Source organism: Algibacter sp. TI.3.09, assembly GCF_038154905.1.
GTDB lineage: Bacteria > Bacteroidota > Bacteroidia > Flavobacteriales > Flavobacteriaceae > Algibacter.
The window spans coordinates 156,350-170,718 of sequence record NZ_JBAKAN010000003.1 but is presented as its reverse complement, the minus strand read 5'-3'; the positions used below and the strand labels follow the sequence as shown (position 1 = coordinate 170,718).

Genomic DNA, 14,369 nt, shown 5'->3' with positions numbered 1-14,369 from the left:
TTTAGGCAATATTAGGATTTTTCCCAAGTACCTTTAGTTGATTATAATGTTCTGAAACGGCTTTCCAAAATGTGTTGTATTCATTATATGGTAAGCTAAATTCGTTTGCTGTTTCCTTTACTATTTTCGCTATTTTGCTATAATGCACGTGGCTAATATTTGCAAATAAGTGATGCTCTACTTGTCTGTTTAATCCACCTGTATAGAACTCGGCCAACCAACTTTTAGGTGAAAAATTACATGTAGTAAATAATTGGTGAATAGCCCAAGTATTTTTCATATTACCATCTTCATCTGGTAATGGCATAACTGTACTTGGTACCACGTGAGCCAATTGAAAAACAACACTTAAAATAATTCCTGCTGTGTAGTGCATAATTAAGAAGCCAATTAATACTTGCCACCAAGTAAAACCAACTACTAAAGGTAATGCGACCCAAATAGAATAATATACAATTTTACCAATAATAAGCTTAGTCCATTGTGTTGCAGGACTTGGTAACTTACCGTAAGCTAATTTACGCTTTAGGTATTTGTAAGTTTGTATAAAATCTGTTGTGATGGCCCAGTTTGCAGTAAGCAAGCCGTATAAGAAAAACGCATAATACTTTTGGTATTGATGAATTTTAAACCATTTTGAATGTTTAGAAAAACGAATAATTCTACCAGCATCAATATCTTCATCGTGCCCTTGAATGTTTGTGTACGTATGGTGTAAAACATTGTGTTGTACTTTCCAGTTATAATCGTTACCAGCTAAAATATAAATGCTGCTTCCCATTAATTTATTAACCCACTTTTTACTAGAAAAAGAACCATGGTTAGCATCGTGCATCACATTCATGCCTACACCAGCCATACCAATCCCAACAACTACCATGCATAAAGCTTGTAGCCATCCAGACATTGGAACGGTTAAAATTAAAACTGCAGGAACAATTAATAAAGCAAACATTACTATCGCTTTTATATATAATTCCCAGTTTCCTGTGCGTTTAATATCATTTTCCTTAAAGTAATCGTTAACACGTTTATTCAACGTTTTAAAGAACTTCGCGGGGTCTTTTCTCGAGAACGAGACAGTTTGTTTAGTCATTCTAATAATTTTAATATGATTTCTAAAATGTTTTTTTGATCATACCTATCGGCAAAGATATGAATAAAGCTATTTAAGTAATCCCAATTTTTTGTAAAATTATGTACTTAAAAAGTATATTTTTGTTGAAAATTTAACACAAATGAAACTGCTTTTAAAATATTTCCCTAACCTCACCGAAGACCAAATTGAAAAATTTACACTTTTAGAATCCCTATATCAAGATTGGAATTTGAAGATAAATGTAGTTTCACGTAAGGATATCGACGAGTTATATTTACGTCATGTATTACACTCTTTGGGTATTGCCAAAGTGATAGAGTTTAAAGATGGTAGCCACATTTTAGATGTTGGTACAGGTGGTGGATTCCCAGGAATCCCGTTAGCCATTATGTTTCCTGAGTGTTCTTTTCATTTAGTAGATAGCATTGCTAAAAAACTAAAAGTTGTAAACGAAGTGGTTGAAGGCTTAGGCTTAACCAACGTTAAAACGACACACAGCCGTGTTGAAGAAATTAAAGAAAACTACGATTTTATTGTAAGTCGTGCCGTTGCCGCTATGCCTACTTTTGTACATTGGGTAAAAGGAAAAATTGCAAAAGAGCAAAAACACGAATTGAAAAATGGTATTATCTATTTAAAAGGTGGCGATCTAGAAGAAGAGCTAAAAGATTACAAAACCACTACTATTTATAATTTAAGCGACTATTTTGAGGAAGATTTTTACGAAACCAAAAAAGTAGTACACTTACCTTTAAAATACCGTGGGTAGTTTATAAAACACTTATTAAAAATAAAAGTCAGTAATAACAATTGTTATTACTGGCTTTTATTTTTTCTATATAATTGCATTAACATGGTAAATTAATTACAATGCAACCACACCTATCACGTTATTGAAAACTTAAGCTTTCTCAGGTATTTCTTTTAAAATTTCAATAACGAAATCCCAATATTTTTGAGCCGATGAAATTTGAGCACGTTCATCTGGAGAGTGTGCTCCTTTAATAGTTGGCCCAAAACTAATCATATCCATATCTGGATAATTGGTTCCAAGAATTCCACATTCTAAACCAGCATGACATGCTGCAACATGTGGCTTCTCGTTATTTAACTTTTCGTAAAGTTTTGTCATCACTTTTAAAATAGCCGAATCCATGTTTGGAGACCAACCAGGATAATCACCCGTGCATGTAACCTCGCAACCTGTTAACTCAAAAGTTGAGCGTAGTGTATTTGCTAAATCCCATTTAGAACTTTCTACAGAAGAACGTGTTAAACAACCAATTTTTACAGCACCATCTTTTACAATAACTCTTGCTATATTGTTTGATGTTTCTACCAATTCAGGAATATCTGCACTCATACGGTACACACCATTCCAAGCGGCATAAATAGCACGTGTTAAACCTTCTTGAACTCCTAAGTCCATGATTTTTTCTGGAGTTTCAACTTTAGAAACCACAATTTCTAAGTTAGGTTCCATAGTTTTTAACTCAGCCTTTAACATCGCTTCTTGTTCTTTTGTTTCTAAAAGAAAAGCTTCTTCGTGTATAGCATCTATTGCAACAACGGCATTACTCTCGCGAGGAATGGCGTTACGCAAACTTCCGCCATCGATTTCCGAAATACGTAAGCCAAAATTCTCAAAACCATCAAATAATACACGGTTCATTATTTTGTTAGCATTACCTAAACCTTCGTGAATTTGCATTCCCGAGTGGCCACCTTGTAAACCTTTTACTGTTAGTTTGTAACCTATTTTGAATTCTGGAGTTTCCTCTTCCTCGTAAGTTCTAGTTGCAGTAACATCGATACCACCGGCACAACCTACTCCAATTTCATCATCTTCTTCAGTATCTAAGTTTAATAGAATTCCACCTGTAAGCAAACCACCTTTTAAACCCATTGCTCCTGTCATTCCTGTTTCTTCATCTATAGTAAACAAAGCTTCAATTGCAGGATGTGCAATATCTGTACTTTCTAGAATAGCCATAATGGTGGCAACACCTAATCCGTTATCAGCACCTAAAGTGGTACCTTTTGCACGAACCCAATCACCATCAACATACATTTCAATACCTTGAGTATCAAAATCGAATTCAGTATCATTATTTTTTTGATGTACCATATCTAAATGCGATTGCATCACAATGGTCGTTCTATTTTCCATACCTGCCGTAGCTGGCTTTTTGATAATAACATTACCAACTTCGTCTTCTATAGTTTCGAAACCAAGTTTTTTACCAAAGTCTTTCATAAAAGCGATAACACGTTCTTCTTTTTTAGACGGACGTGGTACAGCATTTAGATCGGCAAATTTATTCCAAAGCTGTTTAGGTTCTAAATTTCTTATTTCTGAGCTCATTCTGTTTACATTTTAATGCAAAGTTAGCAAAAATACACAGATATTGGTAGCTACTCCTGATTGATGTGGCATCCTTTTTTTTTGGAATACCGAATAGTTCTCCAAAAACTCCAAGTTTTAATAATTAAGATTGATGTTACCTAATAGAAAAATACGTGCATTAAAAAAAAGATATAACTGAAAGCAGGAAGAAACCTTTATAAATATGTATAACCTTTGGGTACAAATTTTTACTATTTTTGGTTTATGCTGAAAGATAAAAAAACGATTATTGCACTGCTGTTGATTCCGCAGTACTTTTTAGTGAAATTATTAGGGAATTACCCCGATTTTGTGGAGACTTTTTACAGTAACGGACTTTATGTATATATATCCAAAATGTTTCGGTTTTGCTTGGGTTGGTTGCCTTTTTCTTTCGGCGATTTGTTTTACGCAGCAGGTTTAATTTATATTTTTAGATGGTTTTATAAGAATTGGAAACGAATTAAAACCGATACCAAACAATGGTTTGCTGATGTATTTTCGGCAGTTTCTATATTGTATTTCGCGTTTCATTTATTTTGGGGATTCAATTACTACCGATTGCCATTGTACAAAAGTTTGGATTTAAATCCGGAATACAGCACAGAACAATTAGTTAAAGTTACAGAGCAACTTATTTTAAAGGCAAACGCTTTACATTTTGAAATCACAAAAAACGATTCTATAAAAGTAGATGTTCCGTTAACCAAAAGCGAGATTTTAAAATTGGCTCCAGATGGTTATTTGGGATTAAAACAGGTGTTTCCAGATTTGGAATATTCGCCTCGAAGTGTAAAAAAATCCTTATTTAGTTATCCCTTAACGTATATGGGCTTTAGTGGTTACTTAAATCCGTTAACCAATGAAGCGCAAGTTGATGGCCTTATCCCTACTTTTAAATTTGCCACTACCACCACACACGAAATTGCACATCAGTTAGGTTTTGCTGCAGAAAACGAAGCTAATTTTATTGGTTGCTTAGCAGCCATAAACCATGAGAATATTTATTTTAGATATTGCGGTTACACCTTTGGCTTACGCTATTGCTTAAATGAAATTTACCGACGCGATCCAGACCTTTACCAAAAAACGGTTGAAAATTTAAATATTGGTGTTTTAAAAAATTACGATGAAGTGCGATTGTTTTGGGAAGCACACCAAAATCCGGCCGAACCCTTTTTTAAAAGCTTCTATAGCGGCTTTTTAAAAGCAAATAAGCAAACTAAAGGCATGGAAAGTTACAGCTATGTTGTTGCATTATTGGTTAATTATTTTGAAGAAAAATGAGAAATTCTTAAAGATTACAACTTTATATGTAAAGGAACTTTGATTCTAGATAGATATCCGTATTTTTAGCTAAAACTAACAGATTGTATCTATGATTAAAAAATGTATTGGAATCTTGAGCTTCTTTTGCTGCAGTTGCTTATTCGGTCAAGATTATTTTCCAAAAAATGATGGTGTTAAAACTACAAACACCAACTACACAGCATTCACGAATGCAAAAATCCATGTTTCTAGCGGACAAATTATTAACAAAGGCACCTTGTTAATACATAATGGAAAGGTAATTTCTACCGGAACAAATGTTTCGATTCCGAAAAACACTAAAATTATTAATATTGAAGGTAAAAGCATTTACCCTTCTTTTATTGATATGTATTCCGATTTTGGAATTGAAAAACCAAAAGCACAACCAAGAAGCAGAAGTCAGGCACCCCAATACGATGCCAGCAGAACGGGATATTATTGGAACGACCATGTGATGCCAGAAAACGAGGCACTTTCTAAATTTAGTTACGATTCTAAAACAGCCAAAGCATTATTAGATGCTGGGTTTGGAGTAGTGAACACACACATACAAGACGGTATCCATAGAGGAACCGGTGCTTTAGTGGCGCTTAATAATAAAGAAGGTAATGAAACACGTATACTAAAAGAGAACTCGGCACAATATCTATCTTTCGATAGAAGCGCCACGTCTCGACAAGCTTACCCAAATTCTATAATGGGTAGTATTGCTTTGCTACGTCAATTGTATAACGATGCGGCATGGTATAAAAAAGGACTTAGTAAAACAAAAGATTTATCTATTGAAGCCTTAAACAGAAACCAAGATTTAATTCAAATTTTTGAAGCTGGAAGTAAAGCCAATGCACTAAGAGCCGATAAAATTGGAGATCAGTTTGGTATTCAATATGTTATTTTAGGTGGTGGTGACGAGTATGAGCGTATTGATGAGATAAAAAACACCAATGCTGCGTTTATACTTCCTGTAAATTTTAAAGATGCTTATGATGTTGAAAACAGTTTTTTAACAAGTTCATTAGCACTTAGCGATATGCGTGCATGGAGCCAAGAACCAACAAATCCAAAGGTTTTAGCCGATAACAATATTAATTTTGCACTTACAACGCATACTTTAAAATCGCCAAGTGAATTTAAAGACAAATTAATGCAAGCTATTAAAAACGGACTTTCTAAAGAGAAGGCTCTAGAAGCATTAACGCTTATTCCTGCACAATTACTTGGGCAATCTACAGCAATAGGAACACTTAACAATGGTGCTTATGCTAACTTTTTAATTACCTCGGGTGATATTTTTGAGAAGAAAACCAAGCTTTACGAAAACTGGGTACAAGGTCAGCAACATATTGTTACCAACATGAACACTATAGATATTATTGGTGATTATGAGTTTAGCGTAGATAATACGGCTTATAAAATGACTGTAGAAGGCGATATTAAAAAGCTGAAATCTAAAATTACAAGCGAGACTAAAACCTTAGGTTCAAAAATTAGTTATAATAATGACTGGGTTCAAATCTCGATGACTACAAAAGATTCTACGTCGCAAGATTTTATTCGTATTGTAGCTCATGTTGAAAACGATGCTGCTTTAAAAGGAAAAGCTACTTTACCTAATGGTAATGAAATTCCTTTTTCAGCCAAAAAGAGTACAAAAGCCGAAGACGATTCCGAAGAAAAAAATAAAAAGAACGATGGTTCTAAAAACAACATAGCCTCTATCTCCTACCCTAACACTGCTTACGGATTTAAAACACTACCAAAACAAGAAACGCTTTTGTTTAAAAACGCAACGGTTTGGACTAACGAAACCGATGGTATTTTAGAAAACACAGACGTGCTTATTAAAAATGGTAAAATCGTTAAAATCGGTAAAAACCTAAGCGACGGAAAAGCTCAAATTATTGATGCAACCGGCAAACATTTAACGGCTGGTATTATAGACGAGCATTCGCATATTGCAACCGCCTCTGTTAACGAAGGCGGGCAAAACTCGTCTGCAGAAGTAAGCATCGAAGATGTTATCGATAATGAGGATATTGGCATTTACCGCAACCTTGCTGGTGGTGTAACCTCAATACAAGTATTGCACGGTTCGGCCAACCCAATTGGTGGACGTTCGGCTATTATAAAATTAAAATGGGGCGAATCTGCCGATAATTTAATTTATAACGATTCACCTAAATTTATAAAATTCGCTTTAGGAGAAAATGTAAAACAAACCAGATATTCTAATGGTGTGCGTTTTCCACAAACCAGAATGGGTGTCGAGCAAGTTTACATCGATTATTTTACACGCGCTAAAGAATACGATGCTTTAAAGAAAAGTGGCAAACCTTATAGAAAAGACGTCGAAATGGACGTGCTTGCCGAGATTTTAAACAAAGAGCGTTTTATTTCTTGCCACTCTTACGTTCAAAGTGAAATTAATATGCTTATGAAGGTTGCCGAACAATTCGACTTCAATATTAACACATTCACTCACATTTTAGAAGGTTACAAAGTAGCCGATAAAATGGTTGAACATGATGTTGGAGGTTCTACATTTAGCGATTGGTGGGCGTACAAATACGAGGTTAACGATGCTATTCCATACAATGCCGCCATTATGCACAATGCAGGCGTTACGGTTGCTATAAATAGTGACGATCCAGAAATGTCTAGACGTTTAAATCAAGAAGCTGCAAAATCTATTAAATACGGCGGTATTAGCGAAGAAGAAGCTTGGAAGTTTGTTACTCTAAACCCTGCTAAACTTTTACACATCGATAACCGTGTAGGAAGTATAAAAGTTGGTAAAGATGCCGATGTTGTTTTATGGACCGATCACCCAATGTCTATTTATGCTAAAGCAGAAAAAACAATTATTGAAGGTGTCACTTATTTCGATTTAGAGCGCGATACAATGCTGCGTTCGGAAATTAAGAAAGAAAAAAACGAGCTTATCAACCAAATGCTAAAAGCTAAAAACAAAGGCTTAAAAACGCAACCTATTAAGAAAAAGGAAAAAGTAGATATGCATTGCGATTTTATTGGCAATATAATTAACTAAAACATAGAAAATGAAATATTTCAATTTATATATAGCGTGTGCCTGCCTCCTATTTTTCGGATCCATACACGCCCAACAAACTCCAGCAGACAAACAAAGCAAAGCTATATCTATAGAAGGTGCCACGGCGCATTTAGGTACAGGTGAAGTTATTGAGAACGCCCTTATTATGTTTAATGAAGGTAAAATCACTTTCGTAGGAAGTGCTAATATGAAAATTGCTCGTATTGGTGATGTTATCGACGGTAAAGGTAAACACGTCTATCCTGGTTTTATTATCCCGAATTCAACTTTAGGCTTAGTTGAAATTGATGCTGTAAAGGCCACTGATGATGATTCTGAAATAGGAACTTGGAACCCTAACATTAGAAGTATAATTGCTTACAATACGGAATCTAAAGTTGTAGAGTCTATGAGACCAAACGGTGTTCTAATAGGGCAAATTACGCCACGTGGTGGTCGAATCTCAGGAACCTCATCTGTAGTGCAATTTGACGCTTGGAACTGGGAAGATGCTGCTGTAAAAACAGACGACGGAATTCACATAAACTGGCCGAGCAACTTCAAAAGAGGACGCTACTGGTTAGGCGAAGATCCTTCCTTAAAGGTGAATAAAGAATACGGCAACCAAATTACAGAAATAGAAGATTATTTTAATAACGCCAAAGCCTATTTAAAAGCAACCCCTTCTATCACCAATCTATCTTATAAAGCATTAGAAGGTATTTTCAATGGTTCTAAAAAACTTTACATTAATGTAGATGATGAAAAAGGCATTATCGATGCTGTAAATTTCACTAAGAAAAACGCCATTCCAAGCATGGTTATTGTTGGTGGAGCAGAAGCCTATAAAGTAACCGGTATTTTAAAATCGAATAATATATCTGTGGTTTTAAACCGTATACACTCGCAACCAAGCCAAACTGATGACGATTACGATTTACCATATAAATCGGCTAAATTATTAGTAGACAACGGCATTACAGTAGCCTTACAAGCCAACGGACAAATGGAACGTATGAATTCTAGAAACCTACCATTTTACGCAGGTACAACCGTAGCTCACGGATTAACAAAAGCACAAGCGCTACAGTTAATCACGTTAAATCCAGCAAAAATACTGGGTATCGATGCTCAGTATGGTTCTTTAGAAACTGGCAAGAGCGCCACCTTATTTATAAGTGAAGGTGACGCCTTAGATATGCGTACCAACATAATTTCTCATGCTTTTATAGACGGACGCTTAATTAGTCTAGAAACGCACCAAACAGAATTATGGAAACGTTATTCCAAAAAATATCAATCCAATTAATACCAACAAAAAAAGCAAGCTTCTCAGCTTGCTTTTTTTATTTTATATCAATTATTATTTAAAACTTACTTAGCAACCTTAGCGGTTTCAGGAGTTTTAAATACGCTACTATCAGGAGCTTCTGTAGATAGTTTTACGTCTATAAATTTATCTTCACGACCAGCAGCTGTTGGTACATTCTCTTCAGCTTTATAGCCAACCATCGCTTCCACTACGTCTAAGCCATTTACATTTTGCCAAGCTGTATAGCGCCTAAAATGTAATTCGCTACTTTTCTCTTTAGAGAAATACGTAACTGTATATCCTAACCATTCCATTTTATAGGTTGTTGGGTTATAGTAAAGCACATAATCGTCACCCGATGATTCACCAACACCATTTTGGTAAGAAATTTTTATTCCAGGATACGTAACGCCTTCAAAAGTTAAAGGTTCAGCATCACCATAAACAATTCCATCATCAGCTAAAACAAAAGGCATCGCGTAAAAATAAAACATTAAGTTATAGAAAAAACGAGGGTTTCCTTTAAACGCTTTCTCTCCTTTAGTATTTAACCAAACATCCTCATCATTAGCACCAATAGTATGCTCTGGCATATCTACAACAATGTTTCTATTCTTTAAATTAGTAATCGTAGACACATTGCCACTTTCCTTCACTTGTGTGTATGCTAGAGATTGCATATTATTCCATGTGTTTAATCCGCCATGCGCATCGAATACTTTAACTAAAGCTTCAGGGTAGCGGTTTTCCATTGCTACTTGTTTTTCCTCTTGAGGTTCAACAGGTTTTACGCTTGCATTTTTAGTTTCATTCTTGCAAGAAAAGAATGCCATTGTAATAAATAAAAAAAGAATATTTCTCATGATAAATTTTTGATTTGGTATAAGGTCGTAATTATCAACTCGAAATTACAACATTTAAATTATTAGTAAATAAAACAGTTTGTTAAACTAAAATAAAATAGGCGATAACGTATTATAAACCAATTGGATTTAATAAGTTTGAAACTTAGAGTCCAGAAAAAACCATTTTAACAAAATTAAGATAATAAATGAATTCAAATTTCACTGTGTCAACAAATAAGGTGTTTTTAAAAATTCCTTTATTAATATTAATTTTAACTATTCTGCATATCTTTAGGTTTATTACTTATGAATATACACCAGATACAGCACTGTATATTTTAGTTTGGAAACTGGTGATTGCGAGCATTACGGGCTTTTTTTTTAGTTGGTATTTCTATCTGAATAAAAAATGGGTGCTAGGTATTATTACACATTTACTATTCATTCTTTTTGCTTTTCAAACCAATTTATCAAATTTAATAGATTATTATTTTAGCATTGATAACAGTAGTTCCATAAGGACCTCTTTACAAACTATTCTCTTTCTAGTATCTGCTTCGTGGTTTGCTTTTGGCTTTTTTAAAACTGAAAAGGTAAAGCCAAATAAAAAAGCATTTCTAAACGTTTTTCTTTTAGTAATTGCAACCTATTTTGTTCTTGCTAGTGGGTTAGGGAAACTTAGCGAACTCTTTCAACAAATAATATCTAGCGATTCTAGTTTTTTCGAATATCTAGTTCAACTACTCGTTATATTAACGCGTGTACTTAAGTGTTTTGTATTATTAATTGGGTTTTACTACCTATTATCTAAAATTATAAATACAAACAAGGAAAGTAATATTTTAGCACCTCAATATATTTCTAAATCGTTTTTTAGTAAAGGTTTTGCCATTTCATACACATTAATTTTTCTTGTGTTTTTTAGTGTTTTAGAAAATATTGTCGCATTTGTTTTGTTCAGTTTTTTCTCTAGAAACTCTTTTGATTTTTACGAAAATATTCAATTACTATCTAATTTCGCCTATCTAATTTATGCTGTTTGCTTTTTAGGCCAACTTATGCAATACAGAAGTTATTCCTTGAAACATTTTTATGGCATATTTTCGGCTGTAGCTTTATTTCCAGTATTAAATACGGTATCACTATTTGTTCTTAGACACAAAAGGAAAGTAAAATCCGTATCCGATTTTATAAAAACCGCACTTAAACAAAGAAACACTCACCTTTTTATTTATGCTGTTTTAATGATTGCTTTTATACTTTTCATAAATAAAGATGATTTAACCAATGAAGATGAGTTAGCTTGGATTTTCGCAGGTATTATTCTGCATTGTATTTGCTTGTTTATCGTTTCATTAAACAAAAAAAACGTTTATATCGCACCTGCTATAATTACGCTTTTATGGATTATTAAAAATTACAGCTCTTTTTCTTTTATTGAAACCATTACAGAAAACGTTTTCGATGTCAGTATACTATCTCAAGGCATCTTTATTATCACCATTTACTATTTAACCTATTATTTATTGTTTTACATCTACCATAAGGCCTTTTATGTTAATACAGACGAAGAACAAATAAAAGCAGAATTAGATACTCATTTTTCTAACACTAACGAGTCCGAAGTTTTATAGAGAAACTTCCTCTTGAATAAAAGCTTATATTATCTTTTGAGTAAAGTTTAAAACTAAAACTATAGTCCCCATCTTCTGGAACTACATAAACTCTAGATTCGGCCTCATACTCACTTGTTACACGTGTAATATCGACTTCTTCCTCTTCGTTGTCGTCATTATATCTTGTTTCTGTATCCGATTCTTCTTCTTTTGAAGATTTAATAAAATGAGAAAAAACCAATGGAAAATACCGATCGACCAGCATCGAGTCCTTATCCTTTTCTATGTAGTATTTTATAGAGTAATCGTCTAGGTCTGGAGATTCGTACGCTTTATATTCTAAGCTAGATTTTGTCCAAATTACAACCTCTTCTCCTTTTTTCAAAGACACATTATCTATAGTAGAAATTGAGGAAGTCGATAACCCTATTTCTTTATCCAAATCATCACCAACAACATTGCAGGCATGCAACATTCCTAAACATAATAAACAATAAAAATATTTTATATACCGCATTTTATTCAATCATTAAAGTGTTATGTTCCATTTGATAATCAAGCATTTTTTTATAAAAATCTGTCGAGTTTTCATCCACGCCCTCTTTTCTAAAATAAAATACTTTATTGTGCTTTTCTATTCGATAGTAAAAATGATCTGCATAACTAGTTTCACCATCATAATTTTTGCTGTTTTTAGTAATCACATAGGCGTTGCCTTCATGCTTTACATTAACCATAAAACCATCACTTCTAAATGTTCGCCTTCTAAACTCCCACTCGGTCTTACCATCATTTACCTGCTTCACAAGGTTTTTATCGAGCATAGCTCCCTTTTTCAGAGCATTAATAATATTTAAAAATGATGTATCGAATTTTTTAGAAGCATAATAAAAATCGAAAGTTCTATAATTATATAAACTTCTTAAATCAATTTCTTCATTTTCCTCCATAAAAACCCTCATCTCTTTATCAACATCTTTAAGAGCAAAATTATAGGCTTTTATAGTAACTACAGGATACGTTGCCAAATAATCTGCCCAAGACTTAACAGTTAAATCTTGCTTGTTTTTAGGTTCCTTGGTTAAACTCTTAGCTATACCTAAAGAATAAAGAGCCATTTCAAAATTCTCTTTTCTATTTAAGTCCATCATATCGATTACAGCTTCATAAACAATAAAATACTCGTGTATCTCATCATATTCAAAATACACAACATTAAAACCATCTCTCTCGGAATAAATAACGCTGTTTGCATCTTGATACTCTACAATTAAATCTTCCCAAACTTTATTTTCGGCATCACTTATATCTTTTTTAAGTTTTTCAAAAGTAATTGCTTCTTTATCTTTAGATGGTAAGAGTACAATACCTTCAGAAATTCCATAAGCATCAAAATCTTCACCACTTTCAATATCAATTGCTACAGCTCTGTCTTCTCGTATTGTTAAATCTCCCCAAATATATTCTTCATAATCACTTGCTTCATAATCTTCAAAAGCATCCTTACCTGTAATATCATACTCATAATTAACTGGCAACAAAATCTTTGGATATAGCGTACTATCGTTTAAATATTGAATTGGAAGACGATCTATTTGTCTATTTAAAATAGACGCTATTCGCTCTTTAGATAACAGTTCTTTAGGCGTATCTACAATTTCAATCTGCTTACTTTCCTCTTTTTCCTGACATGAAAAAAGAGTAAGAAAAACGCAAAAAAATGTTTTCACTAAATATTTCATCATTATTTATTTAAAAATTCTAAAATACTCAAAATTAAAACGGTTTTAGAGTTCAATTCCATTTTTTAAAAACAGATTACAAATTAAAAAACTTAATTACAGAATTCTCTAAAGTAAAAACAAGGCGCACAAGAATAAACCCCGTTCTGTTTATTGTATATAAAAGTGTAAATTTGCAGCTACAGATTTTGCCATAAAGCGATATGAATTACAAAGAAATATCTAGTACACAAAACCCATATATTAAACAACTTGTTTTATTAAAAGACAAATCGCGTGAACGTAAAAAGTCCGGTTTATTTTTAATTGAAGGCATTCGCGAAATAGAATTAGCCATAAAAGGTGGTTATGTATTAGACACCGTTTTATTCTACCCAGGGCTCTTTTCTGAAAACGAACTAGAAGCTTTAACTACAAGCCAGAATTCAACCATTGAAATATCTAAAGACGTTTACGAAAAACTTGCTTACCGAAGCACCACAGAAGGTGTTCTAGCCGTTGCCAAACCAAAAAGCCACCTAATAAGTGATTTAAAATTTGACACCCAAACGCCACTAATCTTAATTGCTGAAGCTCCAGAAAAGCCAGGTAATATTGGCGCCATTTTACGTACTGCCGACGCTGCCAATGCCGATGCCGTAATTATTGCCAACCCAAAAGGCGATTTATACAACCCAAACATTATTCGTTCTAGCGTAGGCTGTGTGTTTACCAATACTATCGCAACGGGTTCTACTACCGAAATTATAAAATTTCTAAAAGCACATAACATCAATATTTACTGTGCCGCGCTACAAGCTTCGGTAGACTATCATACTCAAGATTTCACGCAAGCTACGGCACTTGTTGTTGGTACAGAAGCTACGGGTTTAAGTGATGAATGGCGCGTAAATTCCACTCAAAATATTATTATACCCATGCAAGGTGAAATCGATTCTATGAATGTTTCTGTTGCTGCAGGCATCTTAATATTTGAAGCGAAACGCCAACGTAACTTTAAGTAATT

General features: G+C 33.6%; 11 protein-coding genes. 6 read left to right on the top strand and 5 right to left on the bottom strand.

Annotated features, from left to right (window positions below; all coding sequences use genetic code 11):
* Position 1 precedes the first annotated feature (1 nt).
* On the bottom strand, positions 2 to 1,096 hold the full coding sequence (locus V6246_RS12615) for a fatty acid desaturase family protein (protein ID WP_159019633.1): 1,095 nt from the start codon (positions 1,094 to 1,096) through the stop codon (positions 2 to 4).
* Positions 1,097 to 1,238: 142 nt separating this feature from the next.
* Between V6246_RS12615 and rsmG the strand changes: the two genes are divergently transcribed.
* Positions 1,239 to 1,868: a 16S rRNA (guanine(527)-N(7))-methyltransferase RsmG gene (gene rsmG / locus V6246_RS12610; protein ID WP_341560831.1), complete on the top strand. Its 630-nt coding sequence runs from the start codon at positions 1,239 to 1,241 to the stop codon at positions 1,866 to 1,868.
* Between the two features lie 132 nt (positions 1,869 to 2,000).
* Here rsmG and V6246_RS12605 read toward each other — a convergent pair whose 3' ends face one another.
* A complete protein-coding gene (locus tag V6246_RS12605) occupies positions 2,001 to 3,464 on the bottom strand; it encodes an aminoacyl-histidine dipeptidase (protein WP_341560830.1) in 1,464 nt (487 codons plus the stop codon).
* Between the two features lie 246 nt (positions 3,465 to 3,710).
* Between V6246_RS12605 and V6246_RS12600 the strand changes: the two genes are divergently transcribed.
* The 3 genes from V6246_RS12600 (at position 3,711) to V6246_RS12590 (ending at position 9,157) form a co-directional block, all read left to right on the top strand.
* Positions 3,711 to 4,772, top strand: coding sequence for a DUF3810 domain-containing protein (locus tag V6246_RS12600; protein ID WP_341560829.1), 1,062 nt, complete (start codon positions 3,711 to 3,713; stop codon positions 4,770 to 4,772).
* A gap of 91 nt (positions 4,773 to 4,863) precedes the next feature.
* A complete protein-coding gene (locus V6246_RS12595; RefSeq protein ID WP_341560828.1) occupies positions 4,864 to 7,845 on the top strand; it encodes an amidohydrolase family protein in 2,982 nt (993 codons plus the stop codon).
* 10 nt (positions 7,846 to 7,855) lie between these two features.
* The gene (locus V6246_RS12590) at positions 7,856 to 9,157 is read left to right on the top strand and encodes an amidohydrolase family protein (protein ID WP_341560827.1); all 1,302 of its coding nucleotides are present in this window, start codon (positions 7,856 to 7,858) and stop codon (positions 9,155 to 9,157) included.
* Between the two features lie 65 nt (positions 9,158 to 9,222).
* On the opposite strand, the gene V6246_RS12585 is transcribed toward V6246_RS12590, so the two are convergent.
* The gene (locus V6246_RS12585; RefSeq protein WP_341560826.1) at positions 9,223 to 10,023 is read right to left on the bottom strand and encodes a DUF6503 family protein; all 801 of its coding nucleotides are present in this window, start codon (positions 10,021 to 10,023) and stop codon (positions 9,223 to 9,225) included.
* Between the two features lie 188 nt (positions 10,024 to 10,211).
* Between V6246_RS12585 and V6246_RS12580 the strand changes: the two genes are divergently transcribed.
* A complete protein-coding gene (locus V6246_RS12580; RefSeq protein ID WP_341560825.1) occupies positions 10,212 to 11,639 on the top strand; it encodes a hypothetical protein in 1,428 nt (475 codons plus the stop codon).
* Here the strand turns inward: V6246_RS12580 and V6246_RS12575 are convergent.
* Together V6246_RS12575 and V6246_RS12570 are read right to left on the bottom strand one after the other, a co-directional pair.
* Positions 11,617 to 12,096 carry a hypothetical protein gene (locus V6246_RS12575; protein WP_341560824.1) on the bottom strand — a complete coding sequence of 160 codons (480 nt, stop codon included), beginning with the start codon at positions 12,094 to 12,096 and terminating at the stop codon, positions 11,617 to 11,619. The two genes, V6246_RS12580 and V6246_RS12575, sit on opposite strands and share 23 nt — an antisense overlap.
* 43 nt (positions 12,097 to 12,139) lie before the next feature.
* Positions 12,140 to 13,366, bottom strand: coding sequence for a hypothetical protein (locus tag V6246_RS12570; protein ID WP_341560823.1), 1,227 nt, complete (start codon positions 13,364 to 13,366; stop codon positions 12,140 to 12,142).
* A gap of 200 nt (positions 13,367 to 13,566) precedes the next feature.
* Here V6246_RS12570 and V6246_RS12565 point away from each other — a divergent pair, with 200 nt between their 5' ends.
* Positions 13,567 to 14,367: a TrmH family RNA methyltransferase gene (locus tag V6246_RS12565; RefSeq protein WP_341560822.1), complete on the top strand. Its 801-nt coding sequence runs from the start codon at positions 13,567 to 13,569 to the stop codon at positions 14,365 to 14,367.
* Positions 14,368 to 14,369: the final 2 nt, after the last annotated feature.

Coding starts and splice junctions, on each gene's coding strand:
- V6246_RS12615 (WP_159019633.1), bottom strand. CDS start 1,096: ATGACTAAACAAACTGTCTCGTTCTCGAGAAAAGACCCCGCGAAGTTC.
- rsmG (WP_341560831.1), top strand. CDS start 1,239: ATGAAACTGCTTTTAAAATATTTCCCTAACCTCACCGAAGACCAAATT.
- V6246_RS12605 (WP_341560830.1), bottom strand. CDS start 3,464: ATGAGCTCAGAAATAAGAAATTTAGAACCTAAACAGCTTTGGAATAAA.
- V6246_RS12600 (WP_341560829.1), top strand. CDS start 3,711: ATGCTGAAAGATAAAAAAACGATTATTGCACTGCTGTTGATTCCGCAG.
- V6246_RS12595 (WP_341560828.1), top strand. CDS start 4,864: ATGATTAAAAAATGTATTGGAATCTTGAGCTTCTTTTGCTGCAGTTGC.
- V6246_RS12590 (WP_341560827.1), top strand. CDS start 7,856: ATGAAATATTTCAATTTATATATAGCGTGTGCCTGCCTCCTATTTTTC.
- V6246_RS12585 (WP_341560826.1), bottom strand. CDS start 10,023: ATGAGAAATATTCTTTTTTTATTTATTACAATGGCATTCTTTTCTTGC.
- V6246_RS12580 (WP_341560825.1), top strand. CDS start 10,212: ATGAATTCAAATTTCACTGTGTCAACAAATAAGGTGTTTTTAAAAATT.
- V6246_RS12575 (WP_341560824.1), bottom strand. CDS start 12,096: ATGTTGCATGCCTGCAATGTTGTTGGTGATGATTTGGATAAAGAAATA.
- V6246_RS12570 (WP_341560823.1), bottom strand. CDS start 13,366: ATGATGAAATATTTAGTGAAAACATTTTTTTGCGTTTTTCTTACTCTT.
- V6246_RS12565 (WP_341560822.1), top strand. CDS start 13,567: ATGAATTACAAAGAAATATCTAGTACACAAAACCCATATATTAAACAA.